Raw genomic sequence first — 14,538 nt, 5'->3', positions numbered from 1 at the left:
TCGGCCGCGGCCTAGGCTGGACCACGTGAACTGGTCCGTCGACGCGCCGATCGACGTCCTCCCGGAGCTGCCGCCGCTGCCCGCGGACCTGCGCTCCGCGCTGGACGACGCGCTCTCCCGCCCTGCCGCCCAGCAGCCCGAGTGGCCCGACCCGTCGCAGGTGGGCGACGTGCGGAAGGTCCTCGAGTCCGTCCCGCCGGTGGTGCTGCCGCCGGAGGTCGACCGGCTGCAGTCCCGGCTCGCCGACGTCGCGAACGGCGAGGCGTTCCTGCTGCAGGGCGGCGACTGCGCCGAGACCTTCGTCGACAACACCGAGCCGCACATCCGGGCGACGATCCGCACGCTGCTGCAGATGGCCGTCGTCCTGACCTACGGCGCCTCGATGCCGGTGGTCAAGGTCGGCCGGATCGCCGGGCAGTACGCCAAGCCGCGCAGCTCGCCGACCGACGCGAGCCGGGCTGCCGTCCTACCGCGGGGACATCGTCAACGGGCTCGCCCCGGACGCGCAGGGCCGGATCCCGGACCCGTCGCGCATGGTGCGCGCCTACGCGAACGCCTCGGCGGCGATGAACCTGGTCCGCGGCCTGACCGCGACCGGGCTGGCCGACCTGTCCAAGGTGCACGACTGGAACAAGGACTTCGTCCGCACCTCCGCCGCGGGCGTGCGCTACGAGGCCGTCGCCGCCGAGATCGACCGCGCGGTCCGCTTCATGGACGCCTGCGGGGTGCGCGACCACAACCTGCACCAGGTCGAGTTCTACGCCAGCCACGAGGCACTGCTGCTCGACTACGAGCGCGCCATGCTGCGCCTGGACCTGGAGCGCGACCCCACCGGCGGGGAGGCCCCGAAGCTCTACGACCTGTCGACGCACTTCCTCTGGATCGGGGAGCGGACCCGCCAGCTCGACGGCGCGCACGTCGCGTTCGCGGAGCTGCTGGCCAACCCGATCGGGATGAAGATCGGCCCGACGACGACGCCCGACCAGGCCGTCGAGTACGTCGAGCGGCTCGACCCGCACAACCGCCCCGGCCGGCTGTCGCTCATCTCCCGGATGGGCAACGACAAGGTCCGCGACGTGCTCCCGGCGATCGTCGAGAAGATCACCGCCTCCGGGCACAAGGTCATCTGGCAGTGCGACCCGATGCACGGCAACACCCACGAGGCCTCGACCGGCTACAAGACCCGGCACTTCGACCGGATCGTCGACGAGGTGCAGGGCTTCTTCGAGGTGCACCGCTCGCTCGGCACCCACCCCGGCGGCATCCACGTCGAGGTCACCGGCGAGGACGTCACCGAGTGCCTCGGGGGTGCGCAGCGGATCTCCGACACCGACCTCGCCGGCCGGTACGAGACCGCTTGCGACCCGCGGCTGAACACCCAGCAGAGCCTGGAGCTGGCGTTCCTAGTCGCGGAGATGCTGCGCGGCTGACCTGCCGCCCTCGATCAGTACCCGTCGATCGTACCTCAGCGCTGTTCCGGCCGGTCCGGACCGCGCTCAGGTACTGATCGACGGGAAGCGGGCCGCTCGCACGCCGACGCGCGGGGTGCCGGGATCAGCGCCGGTGCTGGCCCGGGCCGCCAGGCGCGACGGCAGGCGGGGGGCGACGCCGTAGCCGTCGGCGCCGGCGAGCACCCCGGCCAGGCGCTGCGCGGCGGCCCGGCCGAGCTCCTCGGCGGCAGTGCCACGCTCGTCAGCGCCGGCGCCGTCACCTGCGAGTACGGCAGGTCGTCGAACCCGGCGACGGCGATGTCCCCCGGCACGTCCAGCCCGAGCCGGTGCGCGGCGGCCAGGACGCCGTAGGCCATCGTGTCCGCCGCCGCGACGACCGCGGTCGCCCCGCCCGCCCGCCAGCGCGGCAGTGCCTCGGCGCTGACGTCGGCGGCCGAGTCGAGGGTCAGCCCGGCGCGGGTGCCGTCGTCGAGGACCCGCAGGCCGTGCGCGGCGGCGACCCGGGAGAGCAGCTCGCGGCGCACGGTGAAGGTGGCCGAGGGCGTCGACCCCTCCAGGTAGGCGATCGTCGTGTGCCCGGCCGCGGCGAGGTGCGCGACACGCGCGCACGCCCGGCTCCAGGTCGAAGGTCACCGTCGCCGCGCGGCTCTCGAACCGGGGGCGTCCATCAGGACCATCGGCGGGCCGCCCGGCTCGAGGTCGTCGAGGAACGTCGGCGACGGCGCGTGCACCAGCAGCCCGGCCGGCCGGAACGCCGCGACCCGGCGGACGTCGTCGGCGCCGGGCTGTTCGCCGCCCTCGATCACCGACAGCATCAGCGGGTGCCTGCTACCCAGCGCCGCCCGGATCCCGGTGGTGACCCGCCCGAAGTAGGGGTTGGGGAGATCGGGGGCGAGCAGCACGACGAGGTCGGTGGTCCGCGGGCGAGCGAGCTCGCCGCGTGGTCGACCACGTAGCCCAGCTCGTCGACCGCGGCCCGGACCCGGTCGGTGATCACCTCCGACACCCGCCCACGCGACTTGCCGTTCACCACCAGCGACACGGTGGACACGCTCGTCCCCGCCCGCCGGGCCACCATCGCCGCCGTCACCCGCCGGCCCACCGGTCCTACCATTGGCGAGCGTACCCGGACGCGCCACACATCAAGCGCTTGACCAGTCACAGTCGACACGTCCGGAGCCCCGGACGGCCGCGACGACGAGGTAGGACACCGGAGATGACCGAGAAGATCGTCCTGGACTGCGATCCGGGCCACGACGACGCGATCGCGCTGCTGCTCGCCCACGGCGACCCGCGGATCGAGCTGCTCGCCGTCACCACGGTCGTCGGGAACCAGACGCTGGACAAGGTGACGCGCAACGCACTGTCGGTCGCGACCCTGGCCGGGATCACCGGCGTGCCGTTCGCGGCCGGCGCCGACCGCCCGCTGCTGCGGGAGATCGCCGTCGCCGCCGACATCCACGGCGAGACCGGGCTGGACGGCCCGCAGCTGCCCGCCCCGGCGTTCACCACGGTGGACACCCACGCCGTGGACCTCATCGTGGAGACCGTGCTCGCCCACGAGCCGGGCACGTCACCCTCGTCCCCACCGGCGGTCTGACCAACATCGCGCTCGCCGCCCGGCGCGCCCCCGAGATCGTCGGACGGGTCAAGCGGGTGGTGCTGATGGGCGGCGGCGTCGCCGTCGGCAACCGGACCCCGGTGGCCGAGTTCAACATCGCCATCGACCCCGAGGCCGCCGCGATCGTGTTCGAGGCGGGCTGGGAGGTGGTCATGGTCGGGCTCGACCTGACCCACCAGGCGCTGGCCGGTCCCGAGGTGCGCCGCGCGATCCGCGCCGTCGGGACCGGCCCGGCGCGCTTCGTCGACGAGCTGCTCGACTTCTTCGCCGCCACCTACCGCGACGTGCAGGGCTTCGACGCCCCGCCGGTGCACGACCCGTGCGCGGTCGCCCACGTCATCGACCCCACGATCGTGCGGGCGTTCCCGATGCCGATCGTCGTCGAGACCGCGGGCCGGCACACCGGGATGACGGTCGCCGACCGGCGCGGTCCGGCCCCGCAGGGGTGCCGCACCCACGCCGCGCTGGAGCTCGACCACGCCCGCTTCTGGGAGCTGGTCGTGGACGCGCTGCGCACCATCGGCGACCCGGCCCCCGCCCTCCTGCGGCGACGGAGCAGATCGCATGACCACCCCCGACCGCCGCCCGGTCGTCACGCTCGTCGTGGCGGTGCTGGCCGCCTGCGTGGCGTTCCAGCTCAACGCCTCCATGCTCAGCCCCGCGCTGGTCACCATGGCCCGCGAGCTGGGCACCGACGACGCCACCGTCGGCCTGTCCCAGACGATGTTCTTCACCCTCGCGGCGATGTTCTCGCTGTTCCTGCCGCGGCTGTCCGACATCGCGGGGCGCCGCGGGTGCTGCTGGTGATGCTCGCGGTCATGCTGGTCGGCAGCGTCGTCGCCGCCCTCGCCGTCAGCGTGCCGATGCTGTTCGCCGGTCGGATCCTGCAGGGCATCACCGGGCCGGTCGTCCCGATCTGCCTGCTCATGCTGCGCAGCGAGATCGCCGACCCGCGCCGCTACGGGGTCGTGCTCGGGCTGATCACCGCCGTGAACGGCGGCGTCGCCGGTCTCGACGCGCTGCTCGGCGGCTGGCTGGCCACCCACCACGGCTTCCGCTCGATCTTCTGGGTCATCGCCGCGGTCACCGTCGTCGCGCTGGTGCTCGTCGCGTGTGGGGCGTGGAGTCCCGCCCCTCGGAGGGCACCCGGATGGACTGGCGCGGGGTCGTCCCGCTGGTCGTCGCGGTCGGCGCGCTGCTGCTGGCCTTCGACGAGGCCGCCGCGCTGTCCGACGCGAGCTGGGGTCTCGTCGCCGGGTACGCGCTGCTCGCCGTCGTCGCCGCGGTGGTGTTCTGGCGGCTGCAGGGCCGCACCGCGCAGCCGCTCGTCGCGCCCGAGGACCTGCGCCGGCGCGCGCGACCTGGGCCACGCTCGGCACCACGCTGCTGACCGTGACCGGGTGTTCGCCGTGGTCAACGGCCTGGTCGCCTCGATCGCCCAGAACCCCACGGCCGGGTTCGGGCTCGGTGCGGACCTCACCGCACTCGCGCCTGCTCGCCCCCTACGCGCTGATCGGCTGGCTGGTCGGGCCGTTCGCCGGTCGCCTGGCCCCGGTGCTCGGCTACCGCACCGTGCTGCGGGTCGGGCTGGCCGGCAGCGTCGTCGCCACCGTGCTGCTGGCGGTGGTGGGGGTGCACTCGTTCCCGGTGCTGGTCGTCGCGACGCTGCTGCTCGGCGTCACCTACGCCGGCATCGCCAACATCATGCTCAACGGCCTGGGCGTGCTGCTCTCGCCCGCCGACCGGCCCGGCATGCTCCCCGGGCTCAACGTCGGCGCGTTCAACCTGGCGCCGGGATCAGCTTCGTGGTGCTGCCCGCGGTGCAGGTCGCCGTCGGCGGGGCCGAGCAGACCGGGGCGGCGGCTACACCGCGGGCATGCGTCGGGGCCGCGTGCACCGCGGGCGCGTTCGCGCTGTCGTTGCTCATCCCGCGTCCGGCCGCGGCCGAGACCGGCGCCGCACACGACGCGGTGGACGCCCGATGAGCCGGGTGCTGGTCGTCGGCTCGCTCAACGCCGACCTGGTGGTGCGCACCGAGCGCTTCCCCGGACCGGGGGAGACCGTGGCCGGGGAGGACCTGACGGTGGGCCCCGGCGGCAAGGGGGCCAACCAGGCCGTCGCCGCCGCCCGGCTCGGGGCCGGTGCCGGGGTCGGGGTCGGCGTGGGCATGGTCGGCGCGATCGGCGACGACGACCACGGCCGCACCGTGCGCGACGCCGTCGCCGCCGCGGGTGCCGACGTCGACCGGGTCGCGGTGCGGACCGGTGCGGCCACCGGCACCGCGGTCATCACCGTCGACGCGCGCGGGCGACAACACCATCGTCGTCTCGCCAGGGCCAACGCCGCCCTGGAGCCGGGGGACCTGCCGCCTTCGACGACGTCGCGGTGCTGACGCTGTGCCTGGAGATCCCGTGTCCCGACGGTGCTGGCCGCCCCGCGGCCGCCCGCGCCGCCGGGACCACCGTGCTGCTGAACCTCTCGCCCTACGCCCCGGTGCCCCCGGAGCTGCTCGCCGCCACCGACGTGCTCGTCGTCAACGAGCACGAGGCCGCGCTGCTGGGGGAGCACCCGGTGCCCCGTTCGGTCGTGACACGCGGGGCCGCGGGCTGCGAGGTGCACGACGCCGACCGCGATACGGTGTCCACAGTGGATGCGATACGGGTCGACGGTGGACACCACCGGGTCGGGCGACGCGTTCCTCGCGGCCGTCGCCGTGCGGCTCGCCGCGGGGGACGACCTGCCGACGCCGCCGCTACGCCGTGCGCGCCGGTGCCCTCGCGGTCACCGTCGCCGGGGCGCAGCTGCCGCCCGTCGGCGACGACGAGCGCACCCGCTTCGGGCTGTAGGCCCACGAACGCCGGTGTCCCGGCCGGACCGCCATCCGGCCGGGACGCCGGTTCCCGCCCGCCGGTTCAGGCCCGCGGCCGGTGTCCACGCGGTTCACCCGGCCCTGAGCATCCGGCTCGGAGCGCGCAGCCCGGAGCGCCCGGCCCGGAGCGCCCGTTCCGAGGGCCGGGCTCAGAGCACGGTGAGCGTGATGGTGTCGCCCGGTTCGGCGTCGCTGCCCGCTCCCGGGTCCTGCCCGATGACGCGCCCGTCGCGGCGGCCGAACGGGAAGCCGCGCTCGACGTCGACGTCGAAACCCGCCTGGCGCAGCAGGTCCGCGGCCTCGTCGGCGCGCATGCCGATCACGAACGGCACCGAGGTGGGGCCCGGCTCAGCGGTGGGCGGCGCGGTCGTCGGGGGCGGGGCGGGTTCGGCACCGCGACTGGTGACAGGGTGACCGCCGCGCCGCTCGCCAGCCGGGTCCCGGCGGGCGGGTCGGTCCGGATGACCGCCCCGGCCGGCACCTCGGTGCTGTACTCCGCCCGGTCGTGGACTGCACCGGGGTCAGCCCGGCGCGGCGCACGCGTCCTCGGCGGTGGCCACGGCGCTGCCGGCCGGCACGTCGGGGACGGCGGGCCGGCCGGTGGAGACGACCAGGGTGACCGTGGTGCCGCGCAGCACGCGGGTCTCCGGCGCCGGGTCGACCTGGGCGACCCGGTCGGGGGCCACCTCGTCGTCGGCGCGTTCGGTGACGGTCGGGGTCAGGTCGGACTCGGCGACCAGCGCGGTCGCCTGCTCCCGGTCCATGCCGGTGACCGCGGGCATCGTGGTCCAGCGGCCGGACCCGAGCCACCAGGCGCCCGTCCCGGCCAGTGCGGCCAGCAGCAGGAGCAGCACCATCCACAGCGCGAACACCCGGCGGCCACGACGGCGGCGCCCGGCCAGCTCCTCGCGGGTCATCGGCTCCGGCTGACCGGCGGGGGTGACGGCGGTGCCGTGCGCGCCGCGGGTCCTGGTCTGCACCCGGGTGCCGCCGGGGCCCGGCGCGGCGGCGTCGAGCGGCCGGTGGCGCAGCGGTCCGGCGGGGAGGGTGGCGCCGTCGTCGGGGGGCGGCGGGCCGGGCGGTCGCGGCGTGGCGGTCCGGGGCAGGCCCAGCCGGTCGGCCATGTCCAGCAGCTCGCGGCGGAAGTGCTCCGCGTCGACCGGGCGCTGCTCCGGGTCCCGCGAGGTGGCCCGGGCGACGAGCGCGTCCACGGCCGGTGGCAGGCCCGGGACCAGCGCCGACGGCGGCGGCACGTCCTCGTTCACGTGCCGGTAGGCCACCGACAGCGGGTTGTCGGCGGTGTAGGGCGGCTGCCCGGTCAGCATCTCGTAGAGCACGACGCCGGCGGCGTAGACGTCGCTGCGGCCGTCGGCGCGGCCGGACACGACCTGCTCGGGGGAGAGGTAGGCCATCGTCCCGAGGATCATCCCCGCGTGGCTGACCCCGGCCTCGGCGGCCGCGGTGAGCAGGCCGAAGTCGGCCACCTTCACCTCGCCGCCGGAGGAGATCAGCACGTTCTCCGGCTTCACGTCGCGGTGCACCATGCCGAGCCGGTGCGCGCGGGCCAACCCGGCGAGGACCGGCTCCAGCACCCGCACCGCGGCGGGGAGCCCGAGTGCGCCGCGGGCGCGCAGCACGTCGCGCAGGGTGCCGCCGTCGACCAGCTCCATGACGACGAACAGGCTGGCCTCGCCCAGCGGGCCCGCCGGCACGGTGCCCCGGTCGTAGACGGCGACGACGCACGGGTGGTCGATCCGCGCCGCCAGGCGGGCCTCCCGGTCGAACCGGGTGCGGAAGGCGTGGTCCCCGGCCATCCTCGGGTCCATCACCTTGATCGCGACGGCGCGTTCGAGACGGGTGTCGGTGCCGTGGTGCACCGTCGACATGCCGCCGCGGGCCAGCACCGGGCCGACCCGGTAGCGACCGTCGAGCAGCACCTCGCCGGGGCCGTCGGCGGCGAGCCGCCCGGCCCCACCCGGGGTGCCGGGGGCGGCCGGACCGGACGGTGAGCTCATCGCGGGTCAGGTTACCGGTGGGGATCCCGGCGCTCGTGCAGGTGGTCGGCGCCGGGGCCCCCGTGCCGGTCGGTGCGGTGGGCGTCGGCGCCGCCCGGGGCGGTGTGGGACAGTGTCCGGCTGTGAACGAGTCCCTCCCCGCCGCTGTCACCGAGGAGACGCTGAGCGTCGCCGAGGTGGCCGACCGCCTGTCGATCCCCGTCTCCCGGGTGCACCAGCTCGTCCGCGACGGGCAGCTCCTGTCCTTCAAGGAGGGGCACGACGTCGTCGTCCCCGCGGCGCTGCTCGACCGGGACGGCGTCGTCCGCGGGCTGCCGGGCACGATCGTCGTCCTGCGGGACGGCGGCTACGACGACCACGCGATCCTGACCTGGCTGTTCAGCGAGGAGGAGTCGCTGGACGGCGCCCCGATCACCGCGCTGCGCGCGGGCCGACACAAGGAGATCAAGCGCCGCGCCCAGGCCATGGCCTTCTGACCGCCGCCCCGCGGTCTGACCGGTGCCCTGCGGGGCGCGGCCCGTCAGGCGCGGGCGCGGTGGACGCGGTCGCGCGCCAGCTGGCTCCCGCGGGCGGCCAGCGCCCGGCCGAGCCGGGGCAGCGCGACGGCGGCCCGGCGCCGGTTCGACACCGCGACCCGGCGGGTCAGGACGTCGTAGCCGGCGTCGGCGATCTCGTCGAGGATCTCCGCGTACAGCACCCGGGCGGCGCCGACGCAGGCCCGCGACACCGGCTCCAGCATCGGGATCCCCGGGTCGGCCCGGCGGTAGGTGGCCCGGGTCCGGGCGACCAGGTGGGCCAGGGCGCGGCGGATCCGCGGGTCCGGGCGCCCGGTGCGCCGGCTCCAGGCCAGCAGCTCCCGGTCGACCCCGAACGCGGCGAGCTCGTCGGCGGGCAGGTACACCCGGCCGCGGTCGAGGTCCTCGCCGACGTCGCGCAGGAAGTTCGTGATCTGGAACGCCACGCCCAGCAGCGCGGCGTGCGGCTCCGCCTCGGCCCGCGGCACGACGGTCCCGAGCACCGGCAGCGTCTGCAGCCCGATCACCGCCGCCGAGCCGTGCACGTAGACGGCCAGCTCGTCGTCGGTGGCGTAGTCGGTGACGGACAGGTCCATCCGCATCGAGACCATGAAGTCCCGGAACAGTGACGCGTCGAGGTCGTGGCGGCGCGCGGTCTCGGCGACGGCGATGACCTCGGGCCTGCTGCCGGGCAGCGGCGCGCCCGCCAGCGCGGCCGCCAGCTCGGCGTCGAGCGCGTCGAGCCGCGTGTGCGGGTCCCCGCCGCCCGCGCCGTCGGGGTCGTCGACGATCTCGTCGGCGAAGCGCGCGAAGCCGTAGAGGGCGTGGATGTCGACCCGTCGCTCCGGGGGCAGCAGCCGGGTCGCGAGGAAGTAGGTGCGCCCGTGCTCGGCGTGCAGCGCCCGGCAGGCGGCGTAGGCCGCGCGCAGCTGCGGGTCGGTCAGGCCGGCGGCGTCGAGCTCGACGCGCCCGGCCCGCTCAGCCGCGGACGCCCGCATCGCCGGTGGGCGGCTGGGTCGCGGGCTGGGTCGCGGGCGGTGTCGCGGGCCCTGTCGCGGGCGGTGTCACGGCCGGGGTCGGCGACGGGGTGCTCCGGCGCAGGCCGAGCGGGTCCGGTCGGAGCAGCGACACGGCGGCCAGGACACCGGCCAGGGCGCAGGCCAGCAGGTAGTGCGGCACGTAGAGGGCGGTCTCGCCGTCGGGGAAGTACACGATCATCAGCCAGATCGAGCCGAACACGACCCACTGCAGCCCGCGGGCGCTCCACGGGGTCATCGCGAGCAGGCAGAACCCCCAGCTCAGGTACCACGGCAGTGTGGTGGGGGAGAGGACCGCGGCCAGCGCGAGGGCGATCGCCGCGTTGCGCACCGCGACCCGCGGGTCGTCGTCGCGGCCGCGCCACCACAGCAGTGCGATCAGTGCAGCCATCACCAGCGCGCCGATGAACCGGAACGTGTCGACGAACGCCTGGGTGTTCACCTCACCGGCGAACATCCCGGCCACGCTCGCGGTCGCCTGACCGAAGGCGGTCGGCACCGACAGCCAGTTCACGATCATCGACGGGGCGCTGAGCGCGGGCAGCCAGCCCAGCCCGAACCCGGTGAGCCAGGTGGCCCCGCCGAACACGGCGCCGAACACGGCCACCGACGGCACCCCGGCCCGGACCAGCCGCGACCAGAACCCGCCGGACAGCTTCGCGGCCCACACCAGCACCAGGAACGGCAGCACGATCCCGGCCGAGGCCTTCACCGCCATCGCCAGCGACGCGACGACGATCGCCCACACGAACCGCTGCCGCAGCGCCAGCAGCGCCGCCAGCGGCAGCAGGCCGACGACCAGCAGGTCGTTGTGCACCCCGCCGACCATGTGCACGACCATCACCGGGTTCGCCACGGCCAGCCACAGCGCGACCGCGGGGCGCCCGCCGAGGCGCCGGGTCAGCGCGGGCAGCACCGCCACGAGCAGCAGCAGCCCGGTGACCAGGGTCAGCCGCATCAGCACGACGCCGAGCAGCACGTTCTGGCCGACCAGCAGGACCACGCCCTGCGCGAGCAGGATGAACAGCGGCCCGTAGGGGGCGGGGGTGTCCTGCCAGAAGAAGTGGACGTTGTCGGTGAAGATCCCGCCCATGGTGTCCGGCCCGACGACGTACGGGTCGTACCCGGCCAGCGGCAGCGCGCCCTGGGCGAGGTAGCTGTAGGGGTCGCGGGTGAACAGCGGCGCCGTGACGAGCATCGGCAGCATCCACACCGCCGCCGTCGTCAGCACCGCGCGGCCACCGGCGCGACGGGCGAGCACGGCGCGGCCCAGCCGCACCCACGCCCACACCATCAGCACCAGGCCGACGTAGATCACGACCGTCGCGAGCATCGCGCCGTGGCCGTAGCGCCAGAACGACAGCGCCGAGTTGCCGATCACCGGGTCCCGCATCGGGATCCCGCCGCCGCCGAACGAGCCGAGGAACATCAGCACGGTCCCGGCCAGCCCCAGCAGCAGGACGCCCCGTGGTGGCGAGCCGAGCCGCTCGACCAGGCCGGGGCCCGCGGGCCGCGGTGCGGGCGGCGGGGGCACGACCGCGCCCGTGCCGGGGTCCGGCGTCACCGGTTCGGGTGCCGCCGGGCGGGGGAGCGGGGGCGAGGGCTGAGCCGTCATCGTGTCCGTGTGTGCTGGTCGGGCATCGTCGGGAAGCATGATTCCACGCCCCTCGGCGCTCCTACTCGGCGCCCGCCCGCAGTGCCCTCCTCAGGGCCCCGTGCGGGCCGCGGCCCCGTGCCCGGCGTGCTCGGCCGGGCGCGGACCGGTGATCCGCTCGGCCGCCAGCCGCCCGGAGATCAGCACCGGCGGGATCCCGACGCCGGGGGTCGTGCCGCACCCGGCGAGCACCGCGTTCGCCGTCCCGCGGACCAGGTTGCGCGGCCGGAACGGGCCGGTCTGGGCCAGCGTGTGCGACGCCGAGAACGGCGTGCCCGCGGCCATCCCGGCGGCCGCCCAGTCCTGCGGGGTCCACATCCGGGTCCAGCTCGGCTGCGCGGAGGGGTCCACCAGCCCGCGGTCGGCGAGCACGCCGAACAGCTCCTCGGCGTACGCCGGGCCGACCCGGTCCCAGTCGATGCCGGGCGCCACGGCGGTGTTCGGGCACGGGGCGAGCACGCTCATGACCTCGCGCCCGCCGGGCTGCAGCGACGGGTCGGTCAGCCCGGGCCGGGTGACCAGCAGCGACGGGTCGGACATCAGCCGTCCCTCGTCGATGATCTCGCGGAAGGTGCTCGCCCAGGAGCCGCCGAAGGAGATCGTGTGGTGGTGCTGCGCGGTGCCGGGGGCGGGCGCGGGCATCCCGGCGTGCACGACGACGGCGCTGGGCGACCAGCGCAGCCCGACCGGGCGCCGCGGGGCCCCGCCGAGCAGGGCGTAGGCCGCGGGCAGCTCGGGGGTGAGCACGACCGCGTCGCACGGGGTGAGCGACTCGTCGGCGCCGTCGGGACCGGTGTGCCGGACCGCGGTGACCCGGTCCCCGGAGCGGTCCAGGCCGGTCACGGTGCGGCCGTAGTGGATCTCCGCTCCCGCGTCGGCGGCCGCGCCGGCCAGGGCGGTGCCCATCATCCGCATGCCGCCGCGCGGGAAGTACACGCCCGCGACGGTGTCCATGTAGGCGATCACGCCGTAGGCGCCGAGCGCGTCGCGCGGGGAGACCCCGGCGTAGAGCGCCTGGAAGGAGAACACCCGGCGCAGCCGCTCGTCGGGCAGGAAGCGGTCGATCCGCTTCCCGAGCCGCCCGAAGCCGCCGAGCGCGGCGAGCCGGGCCAGGTCGGGGCCGAGCAGCGACAGCGGCGAGTCCATGTTCGCGCCGATGAAGTCGTCCATCTCGGCGCGGTAGAGGTCGGTGAGCCAGCGGCGCAGCCGCCGGTACCCGGCCGCGGAGTCCGGGCCGCACTGCTCGCGGATCTCGTGCTCCATCGCGGCGGCGTCGGTGTGCACCGCGATGGCCGAGCCGTCGGCGAACTCGGCCCGGTAGGCCGGGTCGAGCCGGACGAGGTCGAGCCGGTCCGCGGTCGTCTCGCCGACGGCGGCGAAGGCGGAGTCCAGCAGCTCCGGCATGGTGAGCACGGTCGGCCCGGTGTCCAGGGCGTAGGTGCCGTGGTCGTCGGTCACGTCGAGCCGCCCGGCGCGGCCGCCGGGGAAGCCCTCCCGCTCGACGATCGTGACGCGGCGGCCCGCGCCCAGCAGGTGCAGCGCCGTCGACAGCCCGGCCAGCCCCGCCCCCACGACGACGACGTGGTCGGTGTGCCCCTCGATCCGCCGCACCCCGCTCACCAGGCCCGCCGGGTCGCGCGCTCGGCCAGCTCGAACAGGTGCGAGCGGCCCGGTTCGGCGACCGGTGCGGAGTCGAGCGCGTCGAGTGCGGCGCCGGTGAGCGCGGCGATCCGCTGCTCCACCGACTGCACCGCGCCCAGCTCCGACAGCGCGGAGCGGGCCCGGTCCAGGCTCGCGGCGTCCCAGGTCGGGGTCGCCGAGCGCGGAGAGGACGACGTCGGCGGCGGCCCGGTCCCCCCGCGCTGCTCGGCGCGCTGCAGGGCCGCGGCGACCAGCAGGGTCCGCTTGCCCTCGCGCAGGTCGTCCCCGGCGGGCTTGCCGGTGACCCGCGGGTCGCCGAACACGCCCAGCAGGTCGTCGCGCAGCTGGAAGGCGACGCCGATGTCGGCGCCGTAGCGCCGGTAGGCCGCGACGACCCGCGGGTCGGCCCCGGCGATCGCCCGCGCCCAGGTGCAGCGGCCGCTCCACGGTGTAGGCGGCGGTCTTGAACCGTCGATGGTCAGCGCGGTCGACTCGGCGGTGTCCCCGGAGGCCTGGGCCAGCACGTCGAGGTACTGGCCGGACAGCACCTCGGTGCGCATCGCCCGCCACGGCTCGGCGGCGCGGGTGTGGGCGCCCTCGGGCAGCGCGCGGCGCGTGTGGAACATGTCGTCGGCCCACACCTGGGCCAGGTCCCCGACGAGGATCGCGACGGCGGCGCCGAACCGGGCCGGCGGGCCCGACCAGCCGTTCGCCGCGTGCATCCGGGCGAACTCGACGTGCACCGTGGGCCGGCCGCGCCGGTCGAGGAGGCGTCCATCAGGTCGTCGTGGACCAGCGCGCACGCCTGGATCAGCTCCAGCGACGCGATCGCGCTCAGCACGCCCTGCGCGTGCGGGTCGGCCGGGTCGCCGCCCGCGCCGCGCCAGCCCCCCCAGGCGAAGGTGGGCCGCAGCCGCTTCCCGCCGCCCAGGACGAACCCGGCCAGCGCGTCGGCGGCCTGCACGACGACCGGGTCGATGCCCAGCACCTCGTGCGGCGGGGGGCCAGGTACCCGGCCAGCACCCGTTCCACGTGCTGGGGCAGCGCGTCGTCCAGCGGAGCCGGACCTGCCGTGGACAGGCCCGGGGACCCGACGGACCGGACGGTGCGGACACGGGGGAGACGGGGTCGGCCACGACGACCAGGCTATCGGTGCACCCGGGACCCGGCCCGTCGATGCGGTTGGTGGTGCAGACGTCATGGCCGCTCGGGGGCGGTGCGGGCCCGTCGGGTGGGCGAACCGGCCGGTGGTGCGCCCCGTAAGGTCGTCGCCGTGACGACGAGTTCCGCATCCACGGTGACCGAACGGATCAGCGTCGACCGACCCTTCTTCGCGGTGGAGTTCTTCCCGCCGAAGGACGACCAGGGCGAGGCGGAGCTGTGGCGCGCCATCCGCCGCCTCGAGGTGCTCGACCCCGCCTACGTCTCGGTGACCTACGGCGCGGGCGGCTCCAGCCGCGACCGCACCGTGCGCACGGTCGAGCGGATCGCCACCGACACCACGCTCTGCTCGATGGCGCACCTGACCCGCCGTCTCGCACTCGACCGACGAGCTGCGCCACGTGATCGGGTCGCTGGCCGCAGCGGGCGTCCGCAACATCATGGCGCTGCGCGGGGACCCGCCCGGCGACCCCGCTCGGCGAGTGGGGTCGCCACCCCGAGGGGCTCGAGTACGCCGACCAGCTCGTCGCGCTGATCAGCGGTCCGGCCCGTTCTGCGTGGGCGTCGCCGCGTT

The 14,538-nt window shown here is 75.8% G+C and carries 12 protein-coding genes and 5 pseudogenes; 7 read left to right on the top strand and 10 right to left on the bottom strand.

Going from position 1 to position 14,538, the window contains the following annotated elements:
• The first annotated feature begins 25 nt into the window (after nucleotides 1-25).
• Nucleotides 26-1,430 (top strand): annotated as a pseudogene (locus KPL57_RS60845) (class II 3-deoxy-7-phosphoheptulonate synthase).
• Nucleotides 1,431-1,465: 35 nt separating this feature from the next.
• On the opposite strand, the pseudogene KPL57_RS60840 reads toward KPL57_RS60845, so the two are convergent.
• The 3 genes and pseudogenes from KPL57_RS60840 to KPL57_RS73450 all read right to left on the bottom strand — a co-directional run.
• Nucleotides 1,466-2,038 (bottom strand): annotated as a pseudogene (locus tag KPL57_RS60840) (substrate-binding domain-containing protein); the annotation flags it as partial.
• Nucleotides 2,039-2,080: 42 nt separating this feature from the next.
• Nucleotides 2,081-2,353 (bottom strand): hypothetical protein, encoded by a 273-nt coding sequence (locus tag KPL57_RS60835; protein ID WP_226358959.1) that lies wholly within the window; start codon nucleotides 2,351-2,353, stop codon nucleotides 2,081-2,083.
• Nucleotides 2,266-2,529, bottom strand: a complete 264-nt coding sequence (locus KPL57_RS73450) for a LacI family DNA-binding transcriptional regulator (protein WP_226358956.1) — start codon at nucleotides 2,527-2,529, stop codon at nucleotides 2,266-2,268. Before KPL57_RS73450 ends, KPL57_RS60835 begins: the two co-directional genes overlap by 88 nt.
• 138 nt (nucleotides 2,530-2,667) lie before the next feature.
• On the opposite strand from KPL57_RS73450, the gene KPL57_RS73445 reads away from it, so the two are divergent.
• Genes KPL57_RS73445 through KPL57_RS60815 form a run of 3 tightly spaced genes read left to right on the top strand, consistent with a single transcriptional unit; the run spans nucleotide 2,668 to nucleotide 5,464 of the window.
• Entirely contained in the window at nucleotides 2,668-3,051 is a 384-nt protein-coding gene (locus tag KPL57_RS73445) for a nucleoside hydrolase (RefSeq protein WP_374203964.1), read from the top strand.
• Nucleotides 3,048-5,057, top strand: coding sequence for an MFS transporter (locus KPL57_RS60820; protein WP_374203966.1), 2,010 nt, complete (start codon nucleotides 3,048-3,050; stop codon nucleotides 5,055-5,057). Before KPL57_RS73445 ends, KPL57_RS60820 begins: the two co-directional genes overlap by 4 nt.
• A complete protein-coding gene (locus KPL57_RS60815) occupies nucleotides 5,054-5,464 on the top strand; it encodes a PfkB family carbohydrate kinase (RefSeq protein ID WP_226358945.1) in 411 nt (136 codons plus the stop codon). Before KPL57_RS60820 ends, KPL57_RS60815 begins: the two co-directional genes overlap by 4 nt.
• Nucleotides 5,465-6,090: 626 nt before the next feature.
• Here the strand turns inward: KPL57_RS60815 and KPL57_RS60810 are convergent.
• The 3 genes and pseudogenes from KPL57_RS60810 to KPL57_RS60800 form a co-directional block, all read right to left on the bottom strand.
• Nucleotides 6,091-6,273 (bottom strand): PASTA domain-containing protein, encoded by a 183-nt coding sequence (locus KPL57_RS60810; protein WP_226358944.1) that lies wholly within the window; start codon nucleotides 6,271-6,273, stop codon nucleotides 6,091-6,093.
• Nucleotides 6,261-6,431, bottom strand: a pseudogene (locus KPL57_RS60805) (PASTA domain-containing protein); the annotation flags it as partial. The pseudogene KPL57_RS60805 and the gene KPL57_RS60810, both read right to left, overlap by 13 nt.
• 31 nt (nucleotides 6,432-6,462) lie before the next feature.
• Entirely contained in the window at nucleotides 6,463-7,956 is a 1,494-nt protein-coding gene (locus KPL57_RS60800; RefSeq protein ID WP_226358942.1) for a protein kinase, read from the bottom strand.
• 122 nt (nucleotides 7,957-8,078) lie between these two features.
• Between KPL57_RS60800 and KPL57_RS60795 the strand changes: the two genes are divergently transcribed.
• Nucleotides 8,079-8,432 (top strand): Rv2175c family DNA-binding protein, encoded by a 354-nt coding sequence (locus KPL57_RS60795; protein ID WP_043278585.1) that lies wholly within the window; start codon nucleotides 8,079-8,081, stop codon nucleotides 8,430-8,432.
• 44 nt (nucleotides 8,433-8,476) lie between these two features.
• On the opposite strand, the gene KPL57_RS60790 is transcribed toward KPL57_RS60795, so the two are convergent.
• From KPL57_RS60790 to KPL57_RS60775, 4 genes and pseudogenes are all read right to left on the bottom strand, one after another.
• On the bottom strand, nucleotides 8,477-9,469 hold the full coding sequence (locus tag KPL57_RS60790; protein ID WP_226358941.1) for a phytoene/squalene synthase family protein: 993 nt from the start codon (nucleotides 9,467-9,469) through the stop codon (nucleotides 8,477-8,479).
• The gene (gene mptB, locus KPL57_RS60785; protein ID WP_226358940.1) at nucleotides 9,450-11,072 is read right to left on the bottom strand and encodes a polyprenol phosphomannose-dependent alpha 1,6 mannosyltransferase MptB; all 1,623 of its coding nucleotides are present in this window, start codon (nucleotides 11,070-11,072) and stop codon (nucleotides 9,450-9,452) included. Before mptB ends, KPL57_RS60790 begins: the two co-directional genes overlap by 20 nt.
• Nucleotides 11,073-11,213: 141 nt before the next feature.
• On the bottom strand, nucleotides 11,214-12,773 hold the full coding sequence (gene crtI, locus KPL57_RS60780; protein WP_226357806.1) for a phytoene desaturase family protein: 1,560 nt from the start codon (nucleotides 12,771-12,773) through the stop codon (nucleotides 11,214-11,216).
• 5 nt (nucleotides 12,774-12,778) lie between these two features.
• Nucleotides 12,779-14,004: pseudogene (locus KPL57_RS60775) on the bottom strand (polyprenyl synthetase family protein).
• On the opposite strand from KPL57_RS60775, the pseudogene KPL57_RS73440 reads away from it, so the two are divergent.
• A pseudogene (locus KPL57_RS73440) lies at nucleotides 13,909-14,271 on the top strand (methylenetetrahydrofolate reductase); the annotation flags it as partial. The pseudogenes KPL57_RS60775 and KPL57_RS73440 sit on opposite strands and share 96 nt — an antisense overlap.
• 94 nt (nucleotides 14,272-14,365) lie before the next feature.
• The coding region (locus tag KPL57_RS73435) for a methylenetetrahydrofolate reductase (protein WP_374203965.1) at nucleotides 14,366-14,538 on the top strand (173 nt) is incomplete at its 3' end.

This window comes from Pseudonocardia sp. ICBG601 (assembly GCF_020496245.1).
This window is presented reverse-complemented; position numbering and strand designations above follow the sequence as displayed.